The following is a 19,124-nucleotide window of genomic DNA, read 5'->3' as shown; positions in this document are numbered from 1 at the left end:
AATAAGCTTAGTTTAATGTATGTAATATATTCTATAAGCTTCATTGATAACCAAAGTTTTTGTATTTCTTTGTTGAACGAAGTGGCTCTGTTTAGCTTAAAAAAACAATTGTTTTTCTAAAAAGACTTTGTTTAACCTTGCGATAATTTTAAACGCAAAGCAAAACAAAGCAAAATAAATGCAGTAAAAAATTTACGGGAGACAAAGCCGTTTCACTTATTTATGAGATACAAAGATTTATTGGAAAGATAAAAAAGAATCTTTATCTGATTTAATACTGATTGTTGACCGTAATTTTTTTATTTTTAAAGTTTATAAATATTCCAACAAAATGAAAATTACAGTTGCTGCGGTTTTATTATCGATGATGTTTGCGGGTGCAAATGCACAATCTCTAAAGTCTCCGGATGGAAAATTTGAAATGAATTTCCAGCTGAAAAACGGAGTTCCTTTTTATAATTTAAAATATAACGAATCTGTTGTTGTAGAAGATTCAAAGTTAGGATTGAGGCTTTTTAAAGATACTTCGATAACCTTTGCTTCCGAAATTGCAAAAACAGAAGATGCAAAATATGATCTGAATAACGATTTCGTAAAAATTTCTGAAAAAAGAGAGTCAAAAAATGAAGTCTGGCAACCTGGGCGGTTACGCTGAATCAAAATTCTACAGACAGAAGCATTGTCGTAAAGTTTAGATTATTTAACGACGGTTTAGGTTTTAGATATGAATTTCCGCAGCAAAAAAATCTGAATTATTTTATTATTAAAGAAGAAGATTCAGAATTTGATTTTCCAACTGATATGAAAGCTTGGTGGATGGTTGCCGATTACGATTCGCAGGAATACCGTTATCAGGAAACGAATGTTTCGGAAATTCCTGCGAGATGGGACAAAGCTTTTGATTCTAATGCTTCTCAGAAGCTTATTAAAAATGCAGTTCAGTCGCCTTTAATGTTAAAAAAGAACGGAAAAGAACCTTTGTATATTAATATTGCAGAAGCTGCCGTTCTCAATTATGCGGCTTCACATCTCGAAGTTGATGCTCAGAATTTTAAATTTAAAACCCATCTTACCGCAGACCGACAAGGTGCAAAAGGATATATTCAGACTCCTTCTGTAACACCGTGGAGAACAATAATTGTTTCGCCAAAAGCTGAAGATCTAATGGATTCTAAGATGCTTTTTAATCTTAACGAACCAACAAAATACACCGACACTTCTTATATAAAACCTACAAAATACATGGGAGTTTGGTGGGAAATGATCATCGGAAAATCACAATGGGCATATTCTACTGCAGACAACGTGCATTTAGGAGTAACTGATTTTTCTAAACTAACACCTAATGGAAAACACGGAGCCAACAATACAAAAGTAAAAGAATATATTGATTTTGCTGCCGCAAATGGTTTCGACGGTCTTCTCATTGAAGGCTGGAATATCGGCTGGGAAGACTGGTTCGGGCATTCCAAAGAATATGTTTTTGATTTTCTTACGCCATATCCTGATTTTGATATAAAAATGCTGAACGATTATGCGCATTCAAAAGGGATTAAGCTGATTATGCATCATGAAACTTCGGGTTCGGCAACCAATTATGAAAGATGGGCAGATCAGGCTTTTCAATTGATGAATAAATATGGTTATACTTCTGTGAAAACGGGGTATGTAGGCGATATTATTCCGAGAGGAGAACATCATTATTCGCAATGGACGATCAATCATTATTACCGAATTGTAGAAAAAGCGAATGACTATAAAATCATGGTCAATTCTCACGAGTCGGTTCGTCCGGGAGGAGAAAGCCGTACTTATCCGAATTATATTTCGGCAGAAGCAGCTCGAGGAACTGAGTATGAAGTATTTACAGGAAACAATCCCGATCATCAGACAATTCTTCCGTTTACGCGTTGGATGGGCGGTTCGATGGATTATACGCCGGGAATTTTCCAGACCAAATTAGATTATTATTTTCCGGGAGATAAACGTTTTGTGAAGACGACTTTAGCAAAACAGTTGGCGTTGTATGTGACGATGTATATGCCTTTGCAAATGGCTGCAGATTTGCCGGAAAATTACGCAAAACACATGGATGCTTTTCAGTTTATTAAAGATGTGGCTGCAGATTGGGACGATACCAAAATACTTTCGGCAGAACCGGGAGATTATGTAATCACCGCAAGAAAAGCAAAAGGTACAGAAAACTGGTTTGTAGGTGGGATTACCGATGAAAACAAACGGGAATATACCGTAGATTTTTCATTTTTAGATAAAGGTAAAAGATATGAAGCAACTATTTATGAAGACGGAAAAGATGCTGATTATATTGACAATCCTCAAAGCTATAATATCTACAAAAAACAAATTACCAGCAAGTCTAAAATAAATTTTAAAATGGCTCGAAGCGGTGGTTTTGCGGTTTCCATAAAGCCCGTCAAATAAATTATCCGTAATTTTATAGTCCTTAAAGCCCCAAACTTTAAGGATTTTTATTTTATAAATGATACTTAATGAAGCTGATTACTAAGATTTTTACCAAACAAAATACTTTTCTTTTTTTACTTGTTGCGATGGTTTTGCTTGCGAAACTGATTCCATTCCAACATTCTTACAATCAATATTTTAATCTTGCAGGATTTATCGATTGGGGAATTGCCGGGATTTTTCTTTTATATGGTTTGAAACTGAACCTCAAAGAAGTCGTAAAAGATGTTTCCAACTGGAAATTGCATTTACTGATTCAGTCAGGTACTTTTATTTTATTTCCCTTACTGGTTTTAATATTTTATCCTTTCGTAAAAAATTCTGAGTATTACAATATCTGGCTTTCCGTGTTTTTTCTGGCGAGTCTGCCGTCAACGGTTTCTTCATCGGTCGTTATGGTTTCTATCGCAAAAGGAAATGTTACTTCAGCGATTTTCAATGCATCCATTTCAGGAATTATCGGCATTGTGATGACACCGCTTTTGATGAGTTTCTTCCTGGGTGTATGAGATACTTAGATTTCTGGCAAAGAAAATGAATTTTAAAGCTAAAGAAATCATCACAGCTACCTTTTGCGGGTCAAAAAAATCTTTGGTTCACGGAAGCTTGTTTTTACTTGTTTTAGGGATTCCGGATGAGCAAAAAGTTTTGTTTTTACTTCCCGTAATGATTTATCATAGTTTTCAGTTGTTCTATGTAAGCTGGTTGGCAAATAAAATTGCAAAAAGAATGGAAACTAAAGAATCTTAAAATTACTATATTTAAAACTTCGAAAAACAAACTTTATTATAATGAATAAAACTAGACTTTTCTTTGCCTTAGCAATTTTAATCTTTGCTTTTTCAGGCTTTTCAGCACAATCTAAAGAAGCAAAATTTGAAAAAGAAAAAACTGAAATTTCAAGAATGCTTGATGATTTCAACGTTGCTGCAGCCAATGCAGAATTCGAAAAATATTTCAATTTTTTTGCCGATGAATCTACATTTATAGGAACTGATGCAACTGAAATCTGGAATAAACAAGAATTTAAAACTTGGGCAAAACCCTATTTTGAGAAAAAGAAAACATGGAATTTCACTTCGGTTAAAAGGAATATTTATTTCAGCAAAGAAGGAAACCTTGCTTGGTTTGACGAATTGCTTGACACACAAATGAAAATCTGCCGTGGTTCAGGAGTTGTAGAAAAAATAAATGGACAATGGAAGGTGAAACAATATGTGCTTTCAATGACAGTTCCAAATGATGTTGTTGATAAAGTTGTTTCCGAAAAAGCTGCAATGGAAGACGATATTTTAACAGAATTAAAGAATAACAAAAAATAATTATTTATTGAATCAGGATCAATAATTTCATCAATAGGAGCGGACTTTAGTCCGCTTTTTTAATAATTATCTAAAACAGCTTTAGCCAAATGCGCAGCTTAAAAATTCACTTCTAAGAAAATTGACGATTCACAATTCACCATTTACAACAAAAATCCTTTCTTATCCTACGTCAACAATTCCGGAATCTGCAAGCTGTACATTTGTATCATAATTAAAAGCAATTATAACAAATAAATAATAAAAATATGAAAACAGTTTATCACAAAGCAGATACAAGAGGTCACGCAAACCACGGTTGGTTAAATTCTTATCACACTTTTAGTTTTGCGGGTTACCAAAATCCCGAAAGAACACATTTCGGAGTTTTAAGGGTTTTAAATGACGACACTGTTTCTCAGGGAATGGGCTTCGGAACGCATCCGCACAGAGATATGGAAATTATTTCCATTCCGTTGGAAGGAGATTTAGAGCACAAAGATTCTATGGGAACCACGGCTGTTATTAAAAAAGGAGAAATTCAGGTGATGAGTGCAGGAACCGGAGTTCAGCACAGCGAATACAATAAAAATAAAGATGAAGCCGTAAAATTTTTGCAAATCTGGGTTTTCCCGAGAGAAGTTGGAGTTGAGCCAAGATACGATCAGATTAGTATTACAGACGGAGAAAAAATCAATGGATTCCAGCAAATTTTATCACCGAATAAAAATGATGACGGAGTCTGGATTCATCAGGATGCATGGTTTAATCTGGCTAATTTYACCAAAGGAAACGGTAAAAATTATATACTCAATAAAAAAGGAAATGGGGTTTACGTTTTTGTTTTAAAAGGAAGCGCAAAAGTAGGCGACAGAGTTTTAGGAGAAAGAGACGGCTTAGGAATTTGGGATACCCAAAGTTTCAACATTGAAGCAACAGATGATACAGAAATTCTTTTAATGGAAGTTCCGATGGAATTACCTTCTTATTTAAAATAATTAAAATATTTTTGCCGGATAAAAATTCCCCTCCTCTGGAGGGGTGGCAAAAATTCAAAGAATTTTTGACGGGGTGGTCAAATAAACTTTCGCAAAACAGCCAGCCTTTGCTGAGTAAAAACGCCTTTGCGAACGAAAATATTCAGCTAAAAATAAAAAAAGCTTAGCGAACTTAGCGTTTAATAAACAACAAAAATATACAATGAAAATTTTAGCAATAGCAGGAAGCAATTCCGAAACATCAATCAATAAATTATTAGTTTCTTACGCCGCATCATTAATCGAAAATGCAGAAGTAGAGATCGTGGACATGAACGATTTTGAAATGCCAATCTACAAACACCAACGTGAAGTAGAAAATGGAGTTCCTCAACAAGCAGCAGATTTTGCAGCTAAAATAGATGCGGCAGATATTCTTTTAGTTTCATTATCGGAACACAACGGAACTTATTCCACTGCGTTTAAAAACGTTTTCGACTGGACTTCAAGAATAAAACAAAGAGCTGTCTGGAACGARAAACCAATGTTACTAATGGCTACTGCTCCAGGTGCAAGAGGTGGTTTGGGAGTTTTGGAAGCAGCCGAAAAGCGTTTTCCTTTACACGGAGGGAATATTATAGACACTTTTACGCTTCCATTCTTTAATGATAATTTTGATAAAGAAACAAATAAAATTTCTAATGTTGACAAAGACAGTGAGTTAAAAGAAAAAATGGCAAAGATTTCTGCTGTTGAAATAATCTTGGAAAAATAGCATTTGAAAATTAATATAAAATTAATATCTTTGCAAAAAGAAAAGTAATGAAAATTCAGACCACTTTTAAAGAATATTCCTTCAAAAAAGGGAAAACTGTGGACTCTGAAATTCTGAGATAAAATAACGGCCGATAATCTACCAAGATTGTCGGCTTTTTTGTTCTCGAAATTTGAATAAAAGTATATTAAAAGACATAAAGATATAAGATCTCAGATACAAGATTTATTAAGTCTGAAATCTGAAATCTAGAGTCTAAAAATCTAAATAAAAACATGAGCAACACGTACAAATCTGCAGGAGTAGACAAAGAGGAAGGTTACAAAACCGTTGATAAGATCAAAAAAGCGGTGGGCGAAACTCACAATTCCAATGTATTGAACCATTTGGGGAGTTTTGGGGCTTTCTACGAAATCGGAGGATACAAAAATCCTGTTTTGGTTTCCGGAACAGATGGCGTGGGAACGAAGCTTAAAGTAGCTTTAGACTCAAAAAAATACGATTCTATCGGAGTAGATTGTTTTGCAATGTGTGCAAATGATATTCTTTGTCACGGTGCAAAACCATTATTTTTCCTTGATTATTTAGCTTGTGGAAAATTGGATTCTGAAATTGCTGCCGAAATCGTTTTAGGAATGGTAGAAGCTTGTAAAGACAACAACTGCGCATTGATCGGTGGAGAAACCGCTGAAATGCCGGGAATGTACCAACCTGGAGATTATGATGTTGCTGGATTCTGCGTAGGAATTGTTGAAAAAGACCAGATTATTGATGGTTCAAAAATTAAAACTGGTGACAAGATCATTGCTCTTCCAAGTTCAGGTTTCCACTCAAACGGATTTTCTTTGGTAAGAAAAGTGTTCCCTGATTTTAACGAAGAATTTGAAGGAAAACCTTTGTACGAAACACTTTTGGTTCCTACAAGACTATATTATAAAGATATTCATAAAGTAATTGAAGAAGTAAAAGTTGCAGGTATTGCCCACATCACGGGTGGCGGATTGTACGAAAACATCCCAAGAATCATTGGTGACGGACTTTGCGCTACGATTGATGCTTCAAAAATCCAGATTCCAACTGTTATGCTGGAATTGGAAAAAAGAGGAGGGGTCGCTCGCGAAGAAATGTTCGGAACCTTCAACATGGGTGTCGGAATGATCGTTGTAGTTGATGCAGAACACGCTGAAAAAGTATTGCACCTTTTAGACGATGCTTACGAAATCGGAGAAATTACTGAAGGAAGCGAAAAAATAGATTTAAAATTCTAAAAGACATCAGATTTTAGATCTCAGATGTCAGAGTTTTTAGTCTGAAATCTATTATCTGAAATCTATTATCTAAATTAATGAAAAACTTAGTTATACTCGTTTCAGGTTCAGGAACCAATCTTCAGAGAATCATCGATACCATTGATAACGGAGAAATCCAAAATGCAAAAGTATCTTTAGTTGTTGCCGACAGAGAATGTTACGGACTTGAAAGAGCAAAAAATCATAACATAGAAAACATTCTGATTCCAAGAGGAAAAAACTTCAGCAGTGAATTGAGTAAAATCATCCCGGAAAATACAGATTTAATCGTATTGGCAGGATTTTTATCAATTTTAAAACCTGAGTTTTGTGAAAATTGGGTCAGAAAAATAATCAATATTCATCCGGCATTGCTTCCGAAATTCGGAGGAAAAGGGATGTGGGGACATCATGTTCATAACGCGGTGATTGAAGCCAAAGAAAAAGAAAGTGGAGCAACCGTTCATTTCGTAACCCCAGGAATCGATGAAGGAGAAGCCATTCTTCAAAAATCATTCGAAGTCACAGAAAACGATACTCCCGAAACTATTGCAGAAAAAGTTCACTTAATTGAATATGAAATTTTTCCGAAAGCAATAAACAAAGTATTAAATAATAAATAATTTATTAGCGATAAGAAAATTCCCCGCCTCTGGAGGGGTGGCAAAAATTCAAAGAATTTTTGACGGGGTGGTTAAAAAATAGAACGTTTAAACACTACCCTTTGCTGAATGAAACGCCTTTGCGAACAAAAAACATTCAGCAATAATAAAAAATAGCGCGCTTTGCGTTAAAGAAAAATTAAGGCTTCGATTCCGCTCAGCCCGACAATAATAAAGACACACTTAGATTGATAAAAAATATTTCGAAAAGTAAAAAATCTAAGTAAAAATAAGATCGGAGGTGAAAGAACCGGTCTACAGTTTGAAATAACTGTAAAAAGTAAAAGTTGAAAAAGTCCCAACGGGACGGCTTATTAAAGGATAGGATGAAATCCTATTAAAAAAGTAAAAATGAGTGAAAATCGCAGTTTTGCGATTTTCGCTTACAAAAAATGAAAAATCTATGAGCAAGAGAGTTTTGATCAGTGTGTCTGACAAAAGCGGATTAACGGAATTCGCACAGTTTTTGGAATCCCAAAATTATGAATTAATTTCTACAGGCGGGACATTCAAACATTTAAAAGACGCTGGTTTAAATCCCATTCAGATTGATGAGGTTACCAATTTCCCTGAAATGCTGGACGGAAGAGTGAAAACTTTGCACCCGAAAGTTCACGGAGGATTATTGGCGGTTCGTTCAAATGAAGAACACATGAAAACAGTTCAGGAACACGGAATTGGTCTGATCGACATGGTAATCGTAAATCTTTATCCTTTTTTTGAAAATGTAAACAAAGACATTTCTCTTCACGAAAAGGTAGAATTTATCGATATCGGAGGTCCTTCAATGCTTCGTTCGGCAGCGAAAAACTTTGATTCAGTAACGGTAATTACGGATGTGGAAGATTACGCAAAAGTGAAAATCGAAATGGAGCAAAACGGTGACACATACATCGAAACCCGTAAAAAATTGGCAGGAAAAGTATTTAATCTTACTTCTGCTTACGATGCTGCAATTTCTAGAATGCTTTTAGATGAAGAATATCCAACGTATTTAAATGCTTCTTATAAAAAAGTAGCTGATCTTAGATATGGCGAAAATCCACATCAGACAGCAGCTTACTATGCTTCAACTTTTGAAAATGGAGCGATGAAAGATTTCGAACAATTGGGAGGTAAAGAATTGTCTTTCAACAACCTTCGTGATATGGATCTTTGTTGGAAAGTAGTTACGGAATTTAAAGAAGAAATGGCTTGTTGCGCCGTAAAGCATTCTACACCTTGTGGAGTTGCCATCGGAACTTCAGCTTTGGAAACTTACCAAAAAACTTTCGAATGTGATCCTGTTTCAATTTTTGGCGGAATTGTTGCAATGAACTACAAAATCGATGCTGCAACAGCAGAAGAATTAAACAAAACATTCCTTGAAATCGTTATGGCTCCTGATTTTGATGAAGAAGCTTTGGAAGTTTTAAGAAAAAAGAAAAATTTAAGAATTATAAAAATCGTAAACCCTGTTTCAGACAAGCAAACTTGGGTGAAAGTTGATGGCGGAATTTTGGTACAGGACAACGACAGTATTTTCTCTGATGATATTAAAGTGGTAACTGAAACCCAGCCTACAGAAGCTCAGAAAAAAGCATTATTATTTTCTCAAAGAGTAGTAAAATATGTAAAATCTAACGCGATTGTGGTTTCCAACGGAATCCAGGCTTTCGGAATCGGAGGCGGACAGGTCAACAGAATCTGGGCAACACAACAGGCAATTGAAAGAGCAAAAGAAAAATTCTCAGGAGACTTGGTTTTAGCTTCTGATGCGTTTTTCCCTTTCCGTGATGTGGTAGATTTCTGCGCTCAGGAAGGTATTACGGCAATTATTCAGCCGGGTGGAAGTGTAAAAGACCAAGACAGCATCGAGGCGGCAAATGAGCACAAGATTCCGATGATGTTTACAGGAATTAGACATTTTTTCCATTAAAAAAAATCATTAGGAAATTAAGAGATTCAGAAATCGAGAAATCAGTAATCTCATAATTTTTAAATCTCATAATTTCTTAATTGAAAATTATATATTTGTAAAATAGACTAGATAATAAATAAAATATGAGAATATTAATCATAGGTGAAGGTGGAAGAGAATCTGCTTTGGCAGCAAAACTTCAGAAAGATTCACGAGTGAGTCATATGTTTTTCGCCAACGGAAATGTAACTACCGGTGCGATAGGAAAAAATGTTCATTTATCAGAGATTAAAGAACTTAGAGATTTTGCAATCACAGAGAAAGTAGATCTTACGATTGTAGGTCCTGAAGCTCCTCTTGTAGCTGGTTTGAAGGATGAATTTAAGAAACATGGTCTTAAAGTTTTCGGACCGAACCAGAAAGTGGCAAGTCTTGAAGGAAGTAAGGCTTTTTCTAAGAAATTTATGCAGACCTATGATATCAAAACTGCAAAAGCGGTGGTTTTTGATTCTTATCCTGAAGCTAAAGAATATGTTCAGAAGCAGGAATATCCTTTAGTAATCAAAGCTAGCGGACTTGCCGGTGGAAAAGGAGTTGTAATCTGCGAAACTTTGGAAGAAGCAGAAGCTACAATTCACGATTTTATGATCAGAAGAATTTATGGCGATGCAGGAATCCGTTTGGTTATCGAAGAACATTTGGTAGGTTTTGAAGCGTCAATTATTGCATTCTCAAACGGTGAAAAAATATTCCCGTGTATTGCTGCTAAAGATTACAAAAAAGTAGGAAACGGTGATACGGGTCCGAATACAGGAGGAATGGGTTCTGTAGCTCCAAGTCCTGAATTTGCTGAAGAGCATTACGTAGATTTCGAAAATAATATTTTGAATCCGACTGTAAAAGGTCTTAAAGCTGAAGGTTTTACTTTCAAAGGAATGATTTTCTTCGGATTGATGATTACCAAAAACGGAACTTATTTGTTAGAATACAACATGAGATTCGGTGATCCTGAAACTCAGGTTTTGATGGCGTTGATGGAAAATAATCTTTTAGATGTAATCAACGACTGTATGAGCGGAAAAGACATCGAGCTTAAATTTAAAGACGAAAAAGCAGTTTGCTTGGTAATGTGTTCTGGAGGTTATCCTAGAAACATCGAAACCGGCTTTGAAATTACTGGTGAAGAAAAAGTAAGACACAGCCAGCTTTTATATGCAGGAGCGATCAAAAAAGGCGATAAAGTAGTTTCTAACGGCGGTAGAGTATTAAATATCGTTGCAACAGGTGCTACTTACGAAGATGCCCGCAAAAAAGTGTACGAAGACGCAAGTCACGTACATTTCGATTACGGCTTCTACAGAGAAGACATCGGAAAATTTTAATATAATGCCCTGATTTTTCGGGGCTTTTTTTGTTAGAAGCTATCTCCCGCTTTCCGCTGTATCTTTTTTGTCATTGCGAACAAAGTGAAGCAATCTGTTGAACTTTTCAACAATCGCAATAACAAAAAAGGATGCCGCTTCAATCGGGGCTATGGTTTCAGACATTCTTACAAAATCAGTTATCAATCATCATTTATCAATTATAAAAATGAACAACGGTATTATCATTTTAGATTTCGGATCTCAGTACAACCAGCTTATCGGAAGAAGAATCCGTGAGATGGGTGTTTATTCTGAAATATTATCTTTCAATACACCATTAGAAACCATCTTAGAAAAACAGCCGAGAGGAATTATCCTTTCCGGAGGGCCAAGCTCTGTAAATGCAGAAAACGCACATTTAGTTGAAAAAGAATTGTACGAACAAGGAATTCCGGTTTTGGGAATTTGCTACGGAATGCAGCTTACAGCACATCTTTTAGGCGGAAAAGTTCACAAAGGTGTAAAAGGAGAATATGGAAAAGCACATTTGGAAATCATAAAAGAATCTTCTTTATTAAAAGGGGTTACAGACAATTCTATCGTTTGGATGAGCCACTTTGACGAGGTGGGAGAATTACCGGTAGGTTTTGAATTAAATGCAAAATCTGGTGTAATTGCTTCAATTTCTAATGAAGATAAAAAAATCTATTGCGTACAGTTCCACCCGGAAGTTTCTCATACTGAAGAAGGTGGAAAAATGTTGGAAAATTTCGTTTTCGGAATTTGCGATGCAGAAAAAAACTGGAAGCTTACAAATTATATCGACAAAACGGTTGAAGAAATTCGTGAAAAAGTAGGAGATCAAAAGGTGATTCTTGGTCTTTCAGGAGGTGTAGATTCTTCTGTTGCAGCGGTTTTAATTCACAAGGCAATCGGAGATCAGCTTACTTGTATCTTCGTAGATACAGGTTTATTGAGAAAAGACGAAGGCAAAAAAGTAATGGACAATTATGGAGAGCATTTCCATATGAACATCAAATTGGTTGATGCCAAAGAAAGATTCCTTTCAAAACTAGCCGGAGTTGACGATCCAGAAGCAAAAAGAAAAATCATCGGTAACGAATTTATCCATGTTTTTGATGAAGAATCTCATAAAATTGAAGGTGCAAAATTCCTTGCACAAGGAACAATTTATCCGGATGTAATCGAAAGTCAGTCTGTAAACGGACCTTCTGCGGTAATCAAGTCGCACCACAATGTTGGCGGACTTCCTGAAGACATGGAATTTGAATTGTTGGAGCCTTTAAGAGAACTATTCAAAGACGAAGTAAGAAAAGTAGGTGAAGAGTTGGGAATTCCTCATCATTTGGTTCACAGACATCCTTTTCCTGGTCCTGGTTTGGGAATCAGAGTTTTAGGCGCTGTTGATGCTGAAAAAGTGAGAATTTTACAAGAAGCAGATGATATTTTCATTGAAGAATTGTATAAAAATGATTTGTACGAAAAAGTTTCTCAGGCTTTTGTAGTTTTACTTCCTGTAAAATCTGTCGGAGTAATGGGCGATGAAAGAACTTACGAATATACTGCGGTTGTTCGTTCTGCAAACACCATCGACTTTATGACGGCAACATGGAGCAGACTTCCTTACGAATTTTTAGATACGGTTTCAAGCAGAATCATCAACGAAGTAAGAGGTATTAACAGAGTAGCTTACGATATTTCAAGCAAACCACCCGCAACAATAGAGTGGGAATAATTTTTGACTTGAATTTTAAAATATAAATCCTGCCTTTTGGGTGGGATTTTTTTTGTTTTCATGCTAAATGTTAAATATTTTCTACATTTGTCTTATGAAAATAGCATATCTCGGTCCGCAAGCCAGCTTCACACAATTAGCAGCGTCTCAGATCTTTCCGAGTGAGGAATTGGTTCCACAGTCGAGTATTTTAGATTGTTTCAATGCGGTGAAAAATAATGAAGTTGATAAAGCTGTTGTTCCTTTAGAAAATTCTATTGAAGGTACAGTTTCTATGACGCTCGATTATCTTTATGATTTTGAAGTTTTTATAGAAACCGAATTAGTGATGCCGATTGCGCATCATCTGATGATCCATCCCGATAACGAAGCATTTGAAAAAGTGTTTTCGCATCCGCAGGCTTTGGCTCAGACTTTTCATTTCAGATACGAAAATTTTAAAAATATTCCGTCGCAGGATTTCAGTTCTACGGCAGCTTCAGCAAAGTTGGTTTCCGAAAATCCGCAGGAAAAGTGGGCGGCAATTGCCAATCGATATTCTGCAAAACTGTATGGTTTAAAAATCATACATGAGAATATTCAGGATTTTGAGCAGAATCATACCAAGTTTATTGTGATTTCAAAGACAAAATCTGCTTTAGAAATTCCGTTGCCCAAAATTTCAGAGAAAACTTCTTTAATCATTACACTGCCCGAAGATCACGCAGGAGGTCTTCATCAGGTACTTTCTGTATTTGCCTGGCGAAAGATGAATCTTTCCAAAATTGAAAGCCGCACTTTGAAAACCGGTTTGGGAAATTACTTTTTCTTCATCAATGTAGCTAGTGAATGGCACAATGTTTTGTCACAAAATGCAATCGATGAGATTATTTCTTTAGGTTCTAATGTGAAGTTTTTAGGACATTATAATGAATATGTTTTTGAAGAATAAGGAATTGTAATCTATTTTGCGTCATGTAGATTTAAAAAAAACATCTGAATATATTTAAAATAAATACTGAAATTTTCGCTGATTTCGTAAAGATTAATTGCTGAAATTTCTGTAATTTAACTTTTCAAAATTTTCACAGATGATAGATAAATTAAAATCTAAAAATGGCATGACGGATGAATTTAAGTATATTGCCAAACTTTTAAGTCGTGCTACATTAAGTTTCCTCAAAATCAACTTTATAGGACAAATTGCGATTGCTGTTTTAGGCGTAGTTACGATCGTTATTATTATCGCTCAGACTTTCAATAATGGCGGTGGTCCGGTTCATACAAGTGGACAAGCTGCAATTCTGGTTCTGTTTTTAGCAAGACCTGTTTCGTTTAGTCTGACTATACTTACGACCCTCGGAGCTCCATTTTTGCTTTTTACATTAGGAAATAAATATGTAATGTTCCGTACCATCAACAGATTGATTGCTGATAAAGGAGAGCAGATACTTTTCCCGATGATTGACCGAATTTTAAATAAAGTAAAAACCAATCAACCTCAATTAATGCAAAGTGGAGTTGATAAAACCAAGCTTCAGCTTAAAGTTTTGCAGGATATCAGAGATTCAAAAGAAAATAAATGGTTCAAAAAAATCATTGCTTATGGTTTTAAAAAAGTGGAACTCAATGAAATTGATTTTAGAGACGAAAATGTAAGTTTTACCGAGATTTTGAAAAATAAAATCATTGAAAAACTAAAAGATATTTCCGAACCAAGCAGACTATTTTTCTATTTGATTTTGAGTTGGCAAACTTTGATTTTGTTGTTGACGGTTTTTAAGGTGATTTAAATATAAATGAATAAGAGAATTACAAAAAAGAAAGATAGATTTATAATTTTTAAAAGAATATTATTGGTAATAATTCTTTTGTTTTTTTTAAAAGAGTTAATAATTTATCAGCCAATTTTAAATTTATTTGAAACGCAAAAAGTTATTGCAAAAATCATCAATGAAAAAAATGGAATGAGAAGATCTCATCTAACTGGCGATTTTGTGTATTCCTATAGTTTTGAATATAAAGGTAAAGAATACAAAAATGAAAGTGATAATCAAAATTTTATTGTTGGACAAGAACTTATAGTTGAGTTTAACCCAACATTTCCTTTTATTAATAGAATTTATAAATCTAGATTTACAGAATAATTCTTATTAGTATTTTTCATCAGGAACATTTTTTGAATACCTTAGAAGAATATTTTCACACAATATGTTTGACAAGCAGCAACGAAAACTCAAAAGATCAGCAAGACTTATTTCCGTTTTAAGTAAATACGGATTTAAAGATATGATTGCAAGAATGGGCAAAAAACCGGAAGACAATTTTGCTCAGTCTGATGAAGTGATTTCGAAAGGAACCGTTTATGAACGCATCCGTCTCGCTTTGGAAGAGTTGGGTCCCACTTTTGTAAAGCTTGGGCAGACTTTTAGCAATCGTGAAGATCTGCTTCCGCCGGAACTTATTCAGGAGCTTCAAAAACTTCAGGACAGGGTAGAAGTGGTAGACATGAATGTAGAAGAAATTCTTGAAAACGAATTTAATATCATTCCCAAAGAACATTTTTCGGAAATTGTGGCAAAACCTTTGGCAACCGCTTCGATTGCGCAGGTTTATAAAGCGACTTTGATTTCTGGTGAAGAAGTGATCTTAAAAATCAAAAAACCTGATGTTTTATCGGTTATTGAAGACGATTTGCTGTTGATAAAAGATGTGGTAAAGCTCATTTCAACGTATTCTGAAATTGGTTCTAAATTAAATTTAAAACAAGCAATTTCTACTTTTGAAAAATCTTTGCTGGAAGAAGTTTCTTTGGTCAATGAGAGAAATAATATTCAACAGTTTGCTTTAAATTTTAAAAATAACAAAGAAACCTACGTTCCGAAAGTGTATGATGAATTTTCCAACAACAACGTGTTGTGTATGGAATTTATCGATGGAATAAAAATAACCGATAAAGAAGAATTGTTGAGAAATAATATTGATCCAATAGTTATTTCTGAAGTCGGTCTAAGGCTTTTTGTGTCTCAGATTTTAGATTACGGATTTTTCCACGCCGATCCTCATGCGGGAAATATTCTGGTGAAAAAAGACGGGAAAGTTGTCTTTATAGATTTTGGCGCAGTTGGAAAAATTCAGCCGAACGATAAAGAAATTTTAGAAAGTCTGATTGTTGCCTTCGTAGCTAAAAATTCTCATAAAATTGTGCGTTATCTGAAAAAAATGGCAGTGAGCTATGAGATTCCTGACGAAAGGAGGTTTGAAAATGATGTTGAAGAGGTTTTGAGCTTTGTTCACAGCACTTCTCTGAAAGATATTGATCCGAACGTTATTATCAACAAAATGAAAGATGTTTTGAAAGACAACAGGTTGTATATGCCTGATTATTTCTATCTTTTATTTAAAGGAATTGGTTTAATAGAAGGTGTCGGAAGAACGATCAATCCTGATCTGGATGTCGTAAAAAGTCTTCATCCTTACACAAAGAAAATATTTTCCAAGAAAATCAGCCCTAAAAAACTCTTCAAAACAGGATTGGAAAAGGTGATGACTTTCACCGATAATGTGGATGAGATTCCTAAAGAACTGCGATCTGTGCTGCAGAAACTGGATGACAACAGCTTTACGATTTCAAGCGAAATTAAAAATATTGAAAAGACCAATCAGTTAATAAAATCAAGCATTGTTAATCTTATTTTAGCGATGATTTTGGGTGCGAATATTATTGCAACAGCCATTGTTTTTGTGTCAGAATCCGAACCGAGAATTGGTGAAATGTCTTTGGTTGCTGTTTTAGGATTTTTATTTTCAGTTTTGCTTGTCATTATTCTTTTGTTGAGGATTTCAAGAAAGTAAGTTTCCCACAGATGGCACAGGTTTTACAGATGTTTGAAAATAAAAATTGCCACGAATACACGAATTATTTGCTATGATTTAAAAATAAATATTAGTGCATTCGTGGCGAAAATTAAATTGAGTAAATAAATGTTCCCCAAATTACCGTTTAACATGGATCTATAAGATGATCTCTGTGTAATCCTAAAATCTGTGGGATAAAACTTCATGCTTCCAACATCCATCTTCCAGCCTAAAAATACAAAAATTAATTGTCTATCTTTGCAAAATGGAAAAACTCACTTTTGCAGATTTTGACCTTCCGGTTAAAATTCTTGATGTTTTAGCAGATTTAAATTTATTTGAGCCCACTCCAATTCAGGAAAAAAGTATCAGTCCGATTCTTTCAGGAAGAGATGTGATGGGAATTGCACAAACGGGAACAGGAAAAACTCTGGCGTATTTATTACCGGTTTTAAAAACCTGGAAATATAATAAAAGCGGAAATCCTACTGTAGTTGTTTTGGTTCCTACAAGAGAATTGGTGGTGCAGGTAACAGAAATCGTAGAAAAACTGACAGAAAATCTTACTGCAAGAGTAATCGGGATTTATGGTGGTAAAAATATCAATACTCAAAAGCTTTTGTTTGATAATGGTTGCGATATTTTGGTTGGAACTCCCGGTAGAATCATGGATTTGGCGATTGATAATGCAATTTCTTTAAAAGAAGTTCATAAATTAATCATTGATGAATTTGATGAAATGCTGAATTTAGGTTTCAGACCACAGTTAACCCATATTTTTGAAATGATGCGTGAGAAAAGACAGAATATTCTTTTTTCGGCGACCATGACAGAAGCTGTAGATGAAATGCTGGATGAATATTTTGCGGGTCCAATCGAAATTTCATTAGCAAAATCTGGAACTCCGCTTGAAAAAATTGAGCAGACTGCTTATAAAGTTGAGAACTTCAATACCAAGATCAATTTATTGGAACACTTGCTGAAAAGCAATGAAGAAATGTCTAAAGTGTTGATTTTTGCCAATAATAAAAAGCACGCAGATTTACTTTTTACACAAATTAATGAGATCTTTCCGGAACAGTTTGATGTAATTCACTCAAACAAATCACAAAACTACAGACTAAAGGCGATGAAACGCTTTGAAAATGAGGAAATACGAGGTTTGATTACGACTGATGTTATGGCGAGAGGTCTTGATATTTCGGATATTACCCACGTTATCAACTTTGAAACTCCGGAAGTTCCTGAACAATATATTCACAGGATTGGTAGAACGGGAAGGGCAGATAAAGATGGTAAAGCAATAACTTTTGTAACCAAAAAAGAAGATGAATTAGCTTTAGATATCGAATTATTGATGGATAAAGAGTTGCAATACATCGATTTCCCTGAAGACGTAAAAATAAATCCTAAAAAAATTGCATCTGAAGAAGATCAGATCGTAATGAAAAATCCGGCTCAGGTAAAACTTTTCGAAGGCGGCGGTGCTTTCCATGAGAAAAAAGATAAAAATAAAAAGGAAAACTGGGGTGGACCTTCCAAAAGAAAAGCACCTAAAAAATTCGGTGCAAACAGGGCTCAACAGAAGGCAATTTCTAAATCTAAAAGAAAGAAATAGGGAAATAAAATAGAGTGAAGAGAAAGGATAAAAGACTTACAATCAAATGTATATCGTATAAAATTCCTTAAAAATTTTTTACACTCAATAAAGTAATGCGTCTCATACGAGGCGCATTTTTTTTAGAATTTGTAAAGCAAAATAAATTTTATTGTTGTTTTTTAAAAACAATAACTGAAGTATCGTTCACTCCGTCATTATTGTAATCTTCGATATGATCTACAGTCATCATTTCCGCATTGTTTAGCGAATGAACGACGAAAGATTCTACTATAGAATCTGAATAGGTAAAAGTCAGCATTTTTGAATTTTCACTGTATTGATAGGTTCCGGTATCAAATCCGTCAGCAATGCATTCAACATTATTTTTGGTGTAATATTTTATGTGGAAATTCTGGTTTTGCCCAAATTCAAAAGTGTTTAGAGATTCACAGCCGGTAATATTGCCTGATTGCAGAATTGCATTATTAGACCCAGAAATAATCATTGTTTTGCTCATTTTCCAGATTCCTGCAATGGGTTTTACTACATTTTGATTATTTTCATTGTCATCGTTAGAACAGGAAGAAAATAGGAAGAGTGTGGCAAACGCCAGTAAAAAATTTTTTTTCATTGATGTTTTTGTGTTTTTTATTTTCGTAAAACTATGATTTTATTTTAAACTGACAATGAAATAATAAAAAAAAGAGCAATTTTATTTAAAAAACTGCTCTTTTTTTGAGTAACCGAATGTTTTTATATTTACTTATTTAAAACAAGGATAATTTTGTCTTCAATACCATCGTTATTTTCATCGTCATAATTTGCTATAAATTGAAGTTCATTTTTAGTATGACTTATTACTTCAAATTGTTCATTATCAATGACTAACTTTTTCCCATTAAAATCATATGAGTAAGGAAGATTCTCCGTTCCATAATTTTTACAAGATCCATCTGTTTGATCATCAAAAATTGTAGAAGCCAAAGTATTATTAGACTTAAAATCAAATGTACTTTTTTTGTAACAAGTTGAAGCGTTTTGATTAGAGATGGTATTACCATTACTTCCTGAAATAGCAATTTCCTTTACTGGTCTCCATATTCCTACGATTGTTTCCGTGTTGTCTTCGTCCGAATCGTCGTTTTTACAAGAATTAAAAACAAAACCTATAGCTAATAA

The 19,124-nt window shown here is 34.5% G+C and carries 15 protein-coding genes and 2 pseudogenes; 15 read left to right on the top strand and 2 right to left on the bottom strand.

The features are described 5' to 3' along the window. Positions 1–331: 331 nt before the first annotated feature. The 15 genes and pseudogenes from AB4Y90_RS06370 (at position 332) to AB4Y90_RS06300 (ending at position 17,963) form a co-directional block, all read left to right on the top strand. Positions 332–2,442, top strand: a pseudogene (locus AB4Y90_RS06370) (glycoside hydrolase family 97 protein). A 68-nt stretch (positions 2,443–2,510) separates the two neighbouring features. Further along, positions 2,511–3,234: pseudogene (locus AB4Y90_RS06365) on the top strand (bile acid:sodium symporter). Between the two features lie 41 nt (positions 3,235–3,275). After that, the gene (locus AB4Y90_RS06360) at positions 3,276–3,806 is read left to right on the top strand and encodes a nuclear transport factor 2 family protein (protein WP_441556587.1); all 531 of its coding nucleotides are present in this window, start codon (positions 3,276–3,278) and stop codon (positions 3,804–3,806) included. 248 nt (positions 3,807–4,054) lie between these two features. After that, positions 4,055–4,783 (top strand): pirin family protein, encoded by a 729-nt coding sequence (locus AB4Y90_RS06355; RefSeq protein WP_441556586.1) that lies wholly within the window; start codon positions 4,055–4,057, stop codon positions 4,781–4,783. Positions 4,784–4,985: 202 nt separating this feature from the next. Continuing rightward, positions 4,986–5,537, top strand: coding sequence for an NADPH-dependent FMN reductase (locus AB4Y90_RS06350; protein WP_441556585.1), 552 nt, complete (start codon positions 4,986–4,988; stop codon positions 5,535–5,537). Between the two features lie 275 nt (positions 5,538–5,812). Next, complete coding sequence (gene purM, locus AB4Y90_RS06345) at positions 5,813–6,805, top strand: phosphoribosylformylglycinamidine cyclo-ligase (RefSeq protein ID WP_441556584.1); 993 nt, start codon at positions 5,813–5,815, stop codon at positions 6,803–6,805. 77 nt (positions 6,806–6,882) lie between these two features. Then, positions 6,883–7,449, top strand: a complete 567-nt coding sequence (gene purN / locus AB4Y90_RS06340; RefSeq protein WP_441556583.1) for a phosphoribosylglycinamide formyltransferase — start codon at positions 6,883–6,885, stop codon at positions 7,447–7,449. Between the two features lie 442 nt (positions 7,450–7,891). Beyond that, positions 7,892–9,406, top strand: a complete 1,515-nt coding sequence (purH, locus tag AB4Y90_RS06335) for a bifunctional phosphoribosylaminoimidazolecarboxamide formyltransferase/IMP cyclohydrolase (RefSeq protein WP_441556582.1) — start codon at positions 7,892–7,894, stop codon at positions 9,404–9,406. A gap of 125 nt (positions 9,407–9,531) precedes the next feature. Continuing rightward, positions 9,532–10,770 (top strand): phosphoribosylamine--glycine ligase, encoded by a 1,239-nt coding sequence (purD, locus tag AB4Y90_RS06330; protein WP_441556581.1) that lies wholly within the window; start codon positions 9,532–9,534, stop codon positions 10,768–10,770. 208 nt (positions 10,771–10,978) lie between these two features. After that, the gene (gene guaA / locus AB4Y90_RS06325; RefSeq protein WP_441556580.1) at positions 10,979–12,508 is read left to right on the top strand and encodes a glutamine-hydrolyzing GMP synthase; all 1,530 of its coding nucleotides are present in this window, start codon (positions 10,979–10,981) and stop codon (positions 12,506–12,508) included. 94 nt (positions 12,509–12,602) lie between these two features. Beyond that, positions 12,603–13,439 (top strand): prephenate dehydratase, encoded by an 837-nt coding sequence (gene pheA / locus AB4Y90_RS06320; protein ID WP_441556579.1) that lies wholly within the window; start codon positions 12,603–12,605, stop codon positions 13,437–13,439. Positions 13,440–13,578: 139 nt separating this feature from the next. Beyond that, positions 13,579–14,280, top strand: a complete 702-nt coding sequence (locus AB4Y90_RS06315) for a hypothetical protein (RefSeq protein WP_441556578.1) — start codon at positions 13,579–13,581, stop codon at positions 14,278–14,280. 6 nt (positions 14,281–14,286) lie between these two features. Next, entirely contained in the window at positions 14,287–14,634 is a 348-nt protein-coding gene (locus AB4Y90_RS06310; RefSeq protein WP_441556577.1) for a hypothetical protein, read from the top strand. A gap of 64 nt (positions 14,635–14,698) precedes the next feature. Further along, positions 14,699–16,342, top strand: a complete 1,644-nt coding sequence (locus AB4Y90_RS06305; protein ID WP_441556576.1) for an ABC1 kinase family protein — start codon at positions 14,699–14,701, stop codon at positions 16,340–16,342. 268 nt (positions 16,343–16,610) lie between these two features. Then, a complete protein-coding gene (locus tag AB4Y90_RS06300) occupies positions 16,611–17,963 on the top strand; it encodes a DEAD/DEAH box helicase (protein ID WP_441556575.1) in 1,353 nt (450 codons plus the stop codon). A gap of 148 nt (positions 17,964–18,111) precedes the next feature. Here the strand turns inward: AB4Y90_RS06300 and AB4Y90_RS06295 are convergent, their stop codons facing one another. Together AB4Y90_RS06295 and AB4Y90_RS06290 are read right to left on the bottom strand one after the other, a co-directional pair. Beyond that, the gene (locus AB4Y90_RS06295; protein ID WP_441556574.1) at positions 18,112–18,576 is read right to left on the bottom strand and encodes a lipocalin family protein; all 465 of its coding nucleotides are present in this window, start codon (positions 18,574–18,576) and stop codon (positions 18,112–18,114) included. A gap of 128 nt (positions 18,577–18,704) precedes the next feature. Beyond that, positions 18,705–19,124, bottom strand: a 420-nt coding sequence (locus AB4Y90_RS06290; RefSeq protein WP_441556573.1) for a lipocalin family protein, incomplete at its 5' end; no start/stop codon positions are given.

Origin of the sequence: Chryseobacterium sp. 2TAF14 (assembly GCF_052115105.1) — a bacterium.
Taxonomy (GTDB): Bacteria; Bacteroidota; Bacteroidia; order Flavobacteriales; family Weeksellaceae; genus Chryseobacterium.
The sequence above is the reverse complement of the archived record's forward strand: the minus strand, read 5'-3'. Positions and strand labels throughout refer to the sequence as shown.

Bases quoted from the DNA above. Each gene is read 5' to 3' on its own strand.
- AB4Y90_RS06310 (WP_441556577.1), top strand. From the start codon at position 14,287: ATGAATAAGAGAATTACAAAAAAGAAAGATAGATTTATAATTTTTAAA.
- AB4Y90_RS06295 (WP_441556574.1), bottom strand. From the start codon at position 18,576: ATGAAAAAAAATTTTTTACTGGCGTTTGCCACACTCTTCCTATTTTCT.
- purH (WP_441556582.1), top strand. From the start codon at position 7,892: ATGAGCAAGAGAGTTTTGATCAGTGTGTCTGACAAAAGCGGATTAACG.
- AB4Y90_RS06360 (WP_441556587.1), top strand. From the start codon at position 3,276: ATGAATAAAACTAGACTTTTCTTTGCCTTAGCAATTTTAATCTTTGCT.
- pheA (WP_441556579.1), top strand. From the start codon at position 12,603: ATGAAAATAGCATATCTCGGTCCGCAAGCCAGCTTCACACAATTAGCA.
- purN (WP_441556583.1), top strand. From the start codon at position 6,883: ATGAAAAACTTAGTTATACTCGTTTCAGGTTCAGGAACCAATCTTCAG.
- AB4Y90_RS06300 (WP_441556575.1), top strand. From the start codon at position 16,611: ATGGAAAAACTCACTTTTGCAGATTTTGACCTTCCGGTTAAAATTCTT.
- guaA (WP_441556580.1), top strand. From the start codon at position 10,979: ATGAACAACGGTATTATCATTTTAGATTTCGGATCTCAGTACAACCAG.
- purM (WP_441556584.1), top strand. From the start codon at position 5,813: ATGAGCAACACGTACAAATCTGCAGGAGTAGACAAAGAGGAAGGTTAC.
- purD (WP_441556581.1), top strand. From the start codon at position 9,532: ATGAGAATATTAATCATAGGTGAAGGTGGAAGAGAATCTGCTTTGGCA.
- AB4Y90_RS06315 (WP_441556578.1), top strand. From the start codon at position 13,579: ATGATAGATAAATTAAAATCTAAAAATGGCATGACGGATGAATTTAAG.
- AB4Y90_RS06305 (WP_441556576.1), top strand. From the start codon at position 14,699: ATGTTTGACAAGCAGCAACGAAAACTCAAAAGATCAGCAAGACTTATT.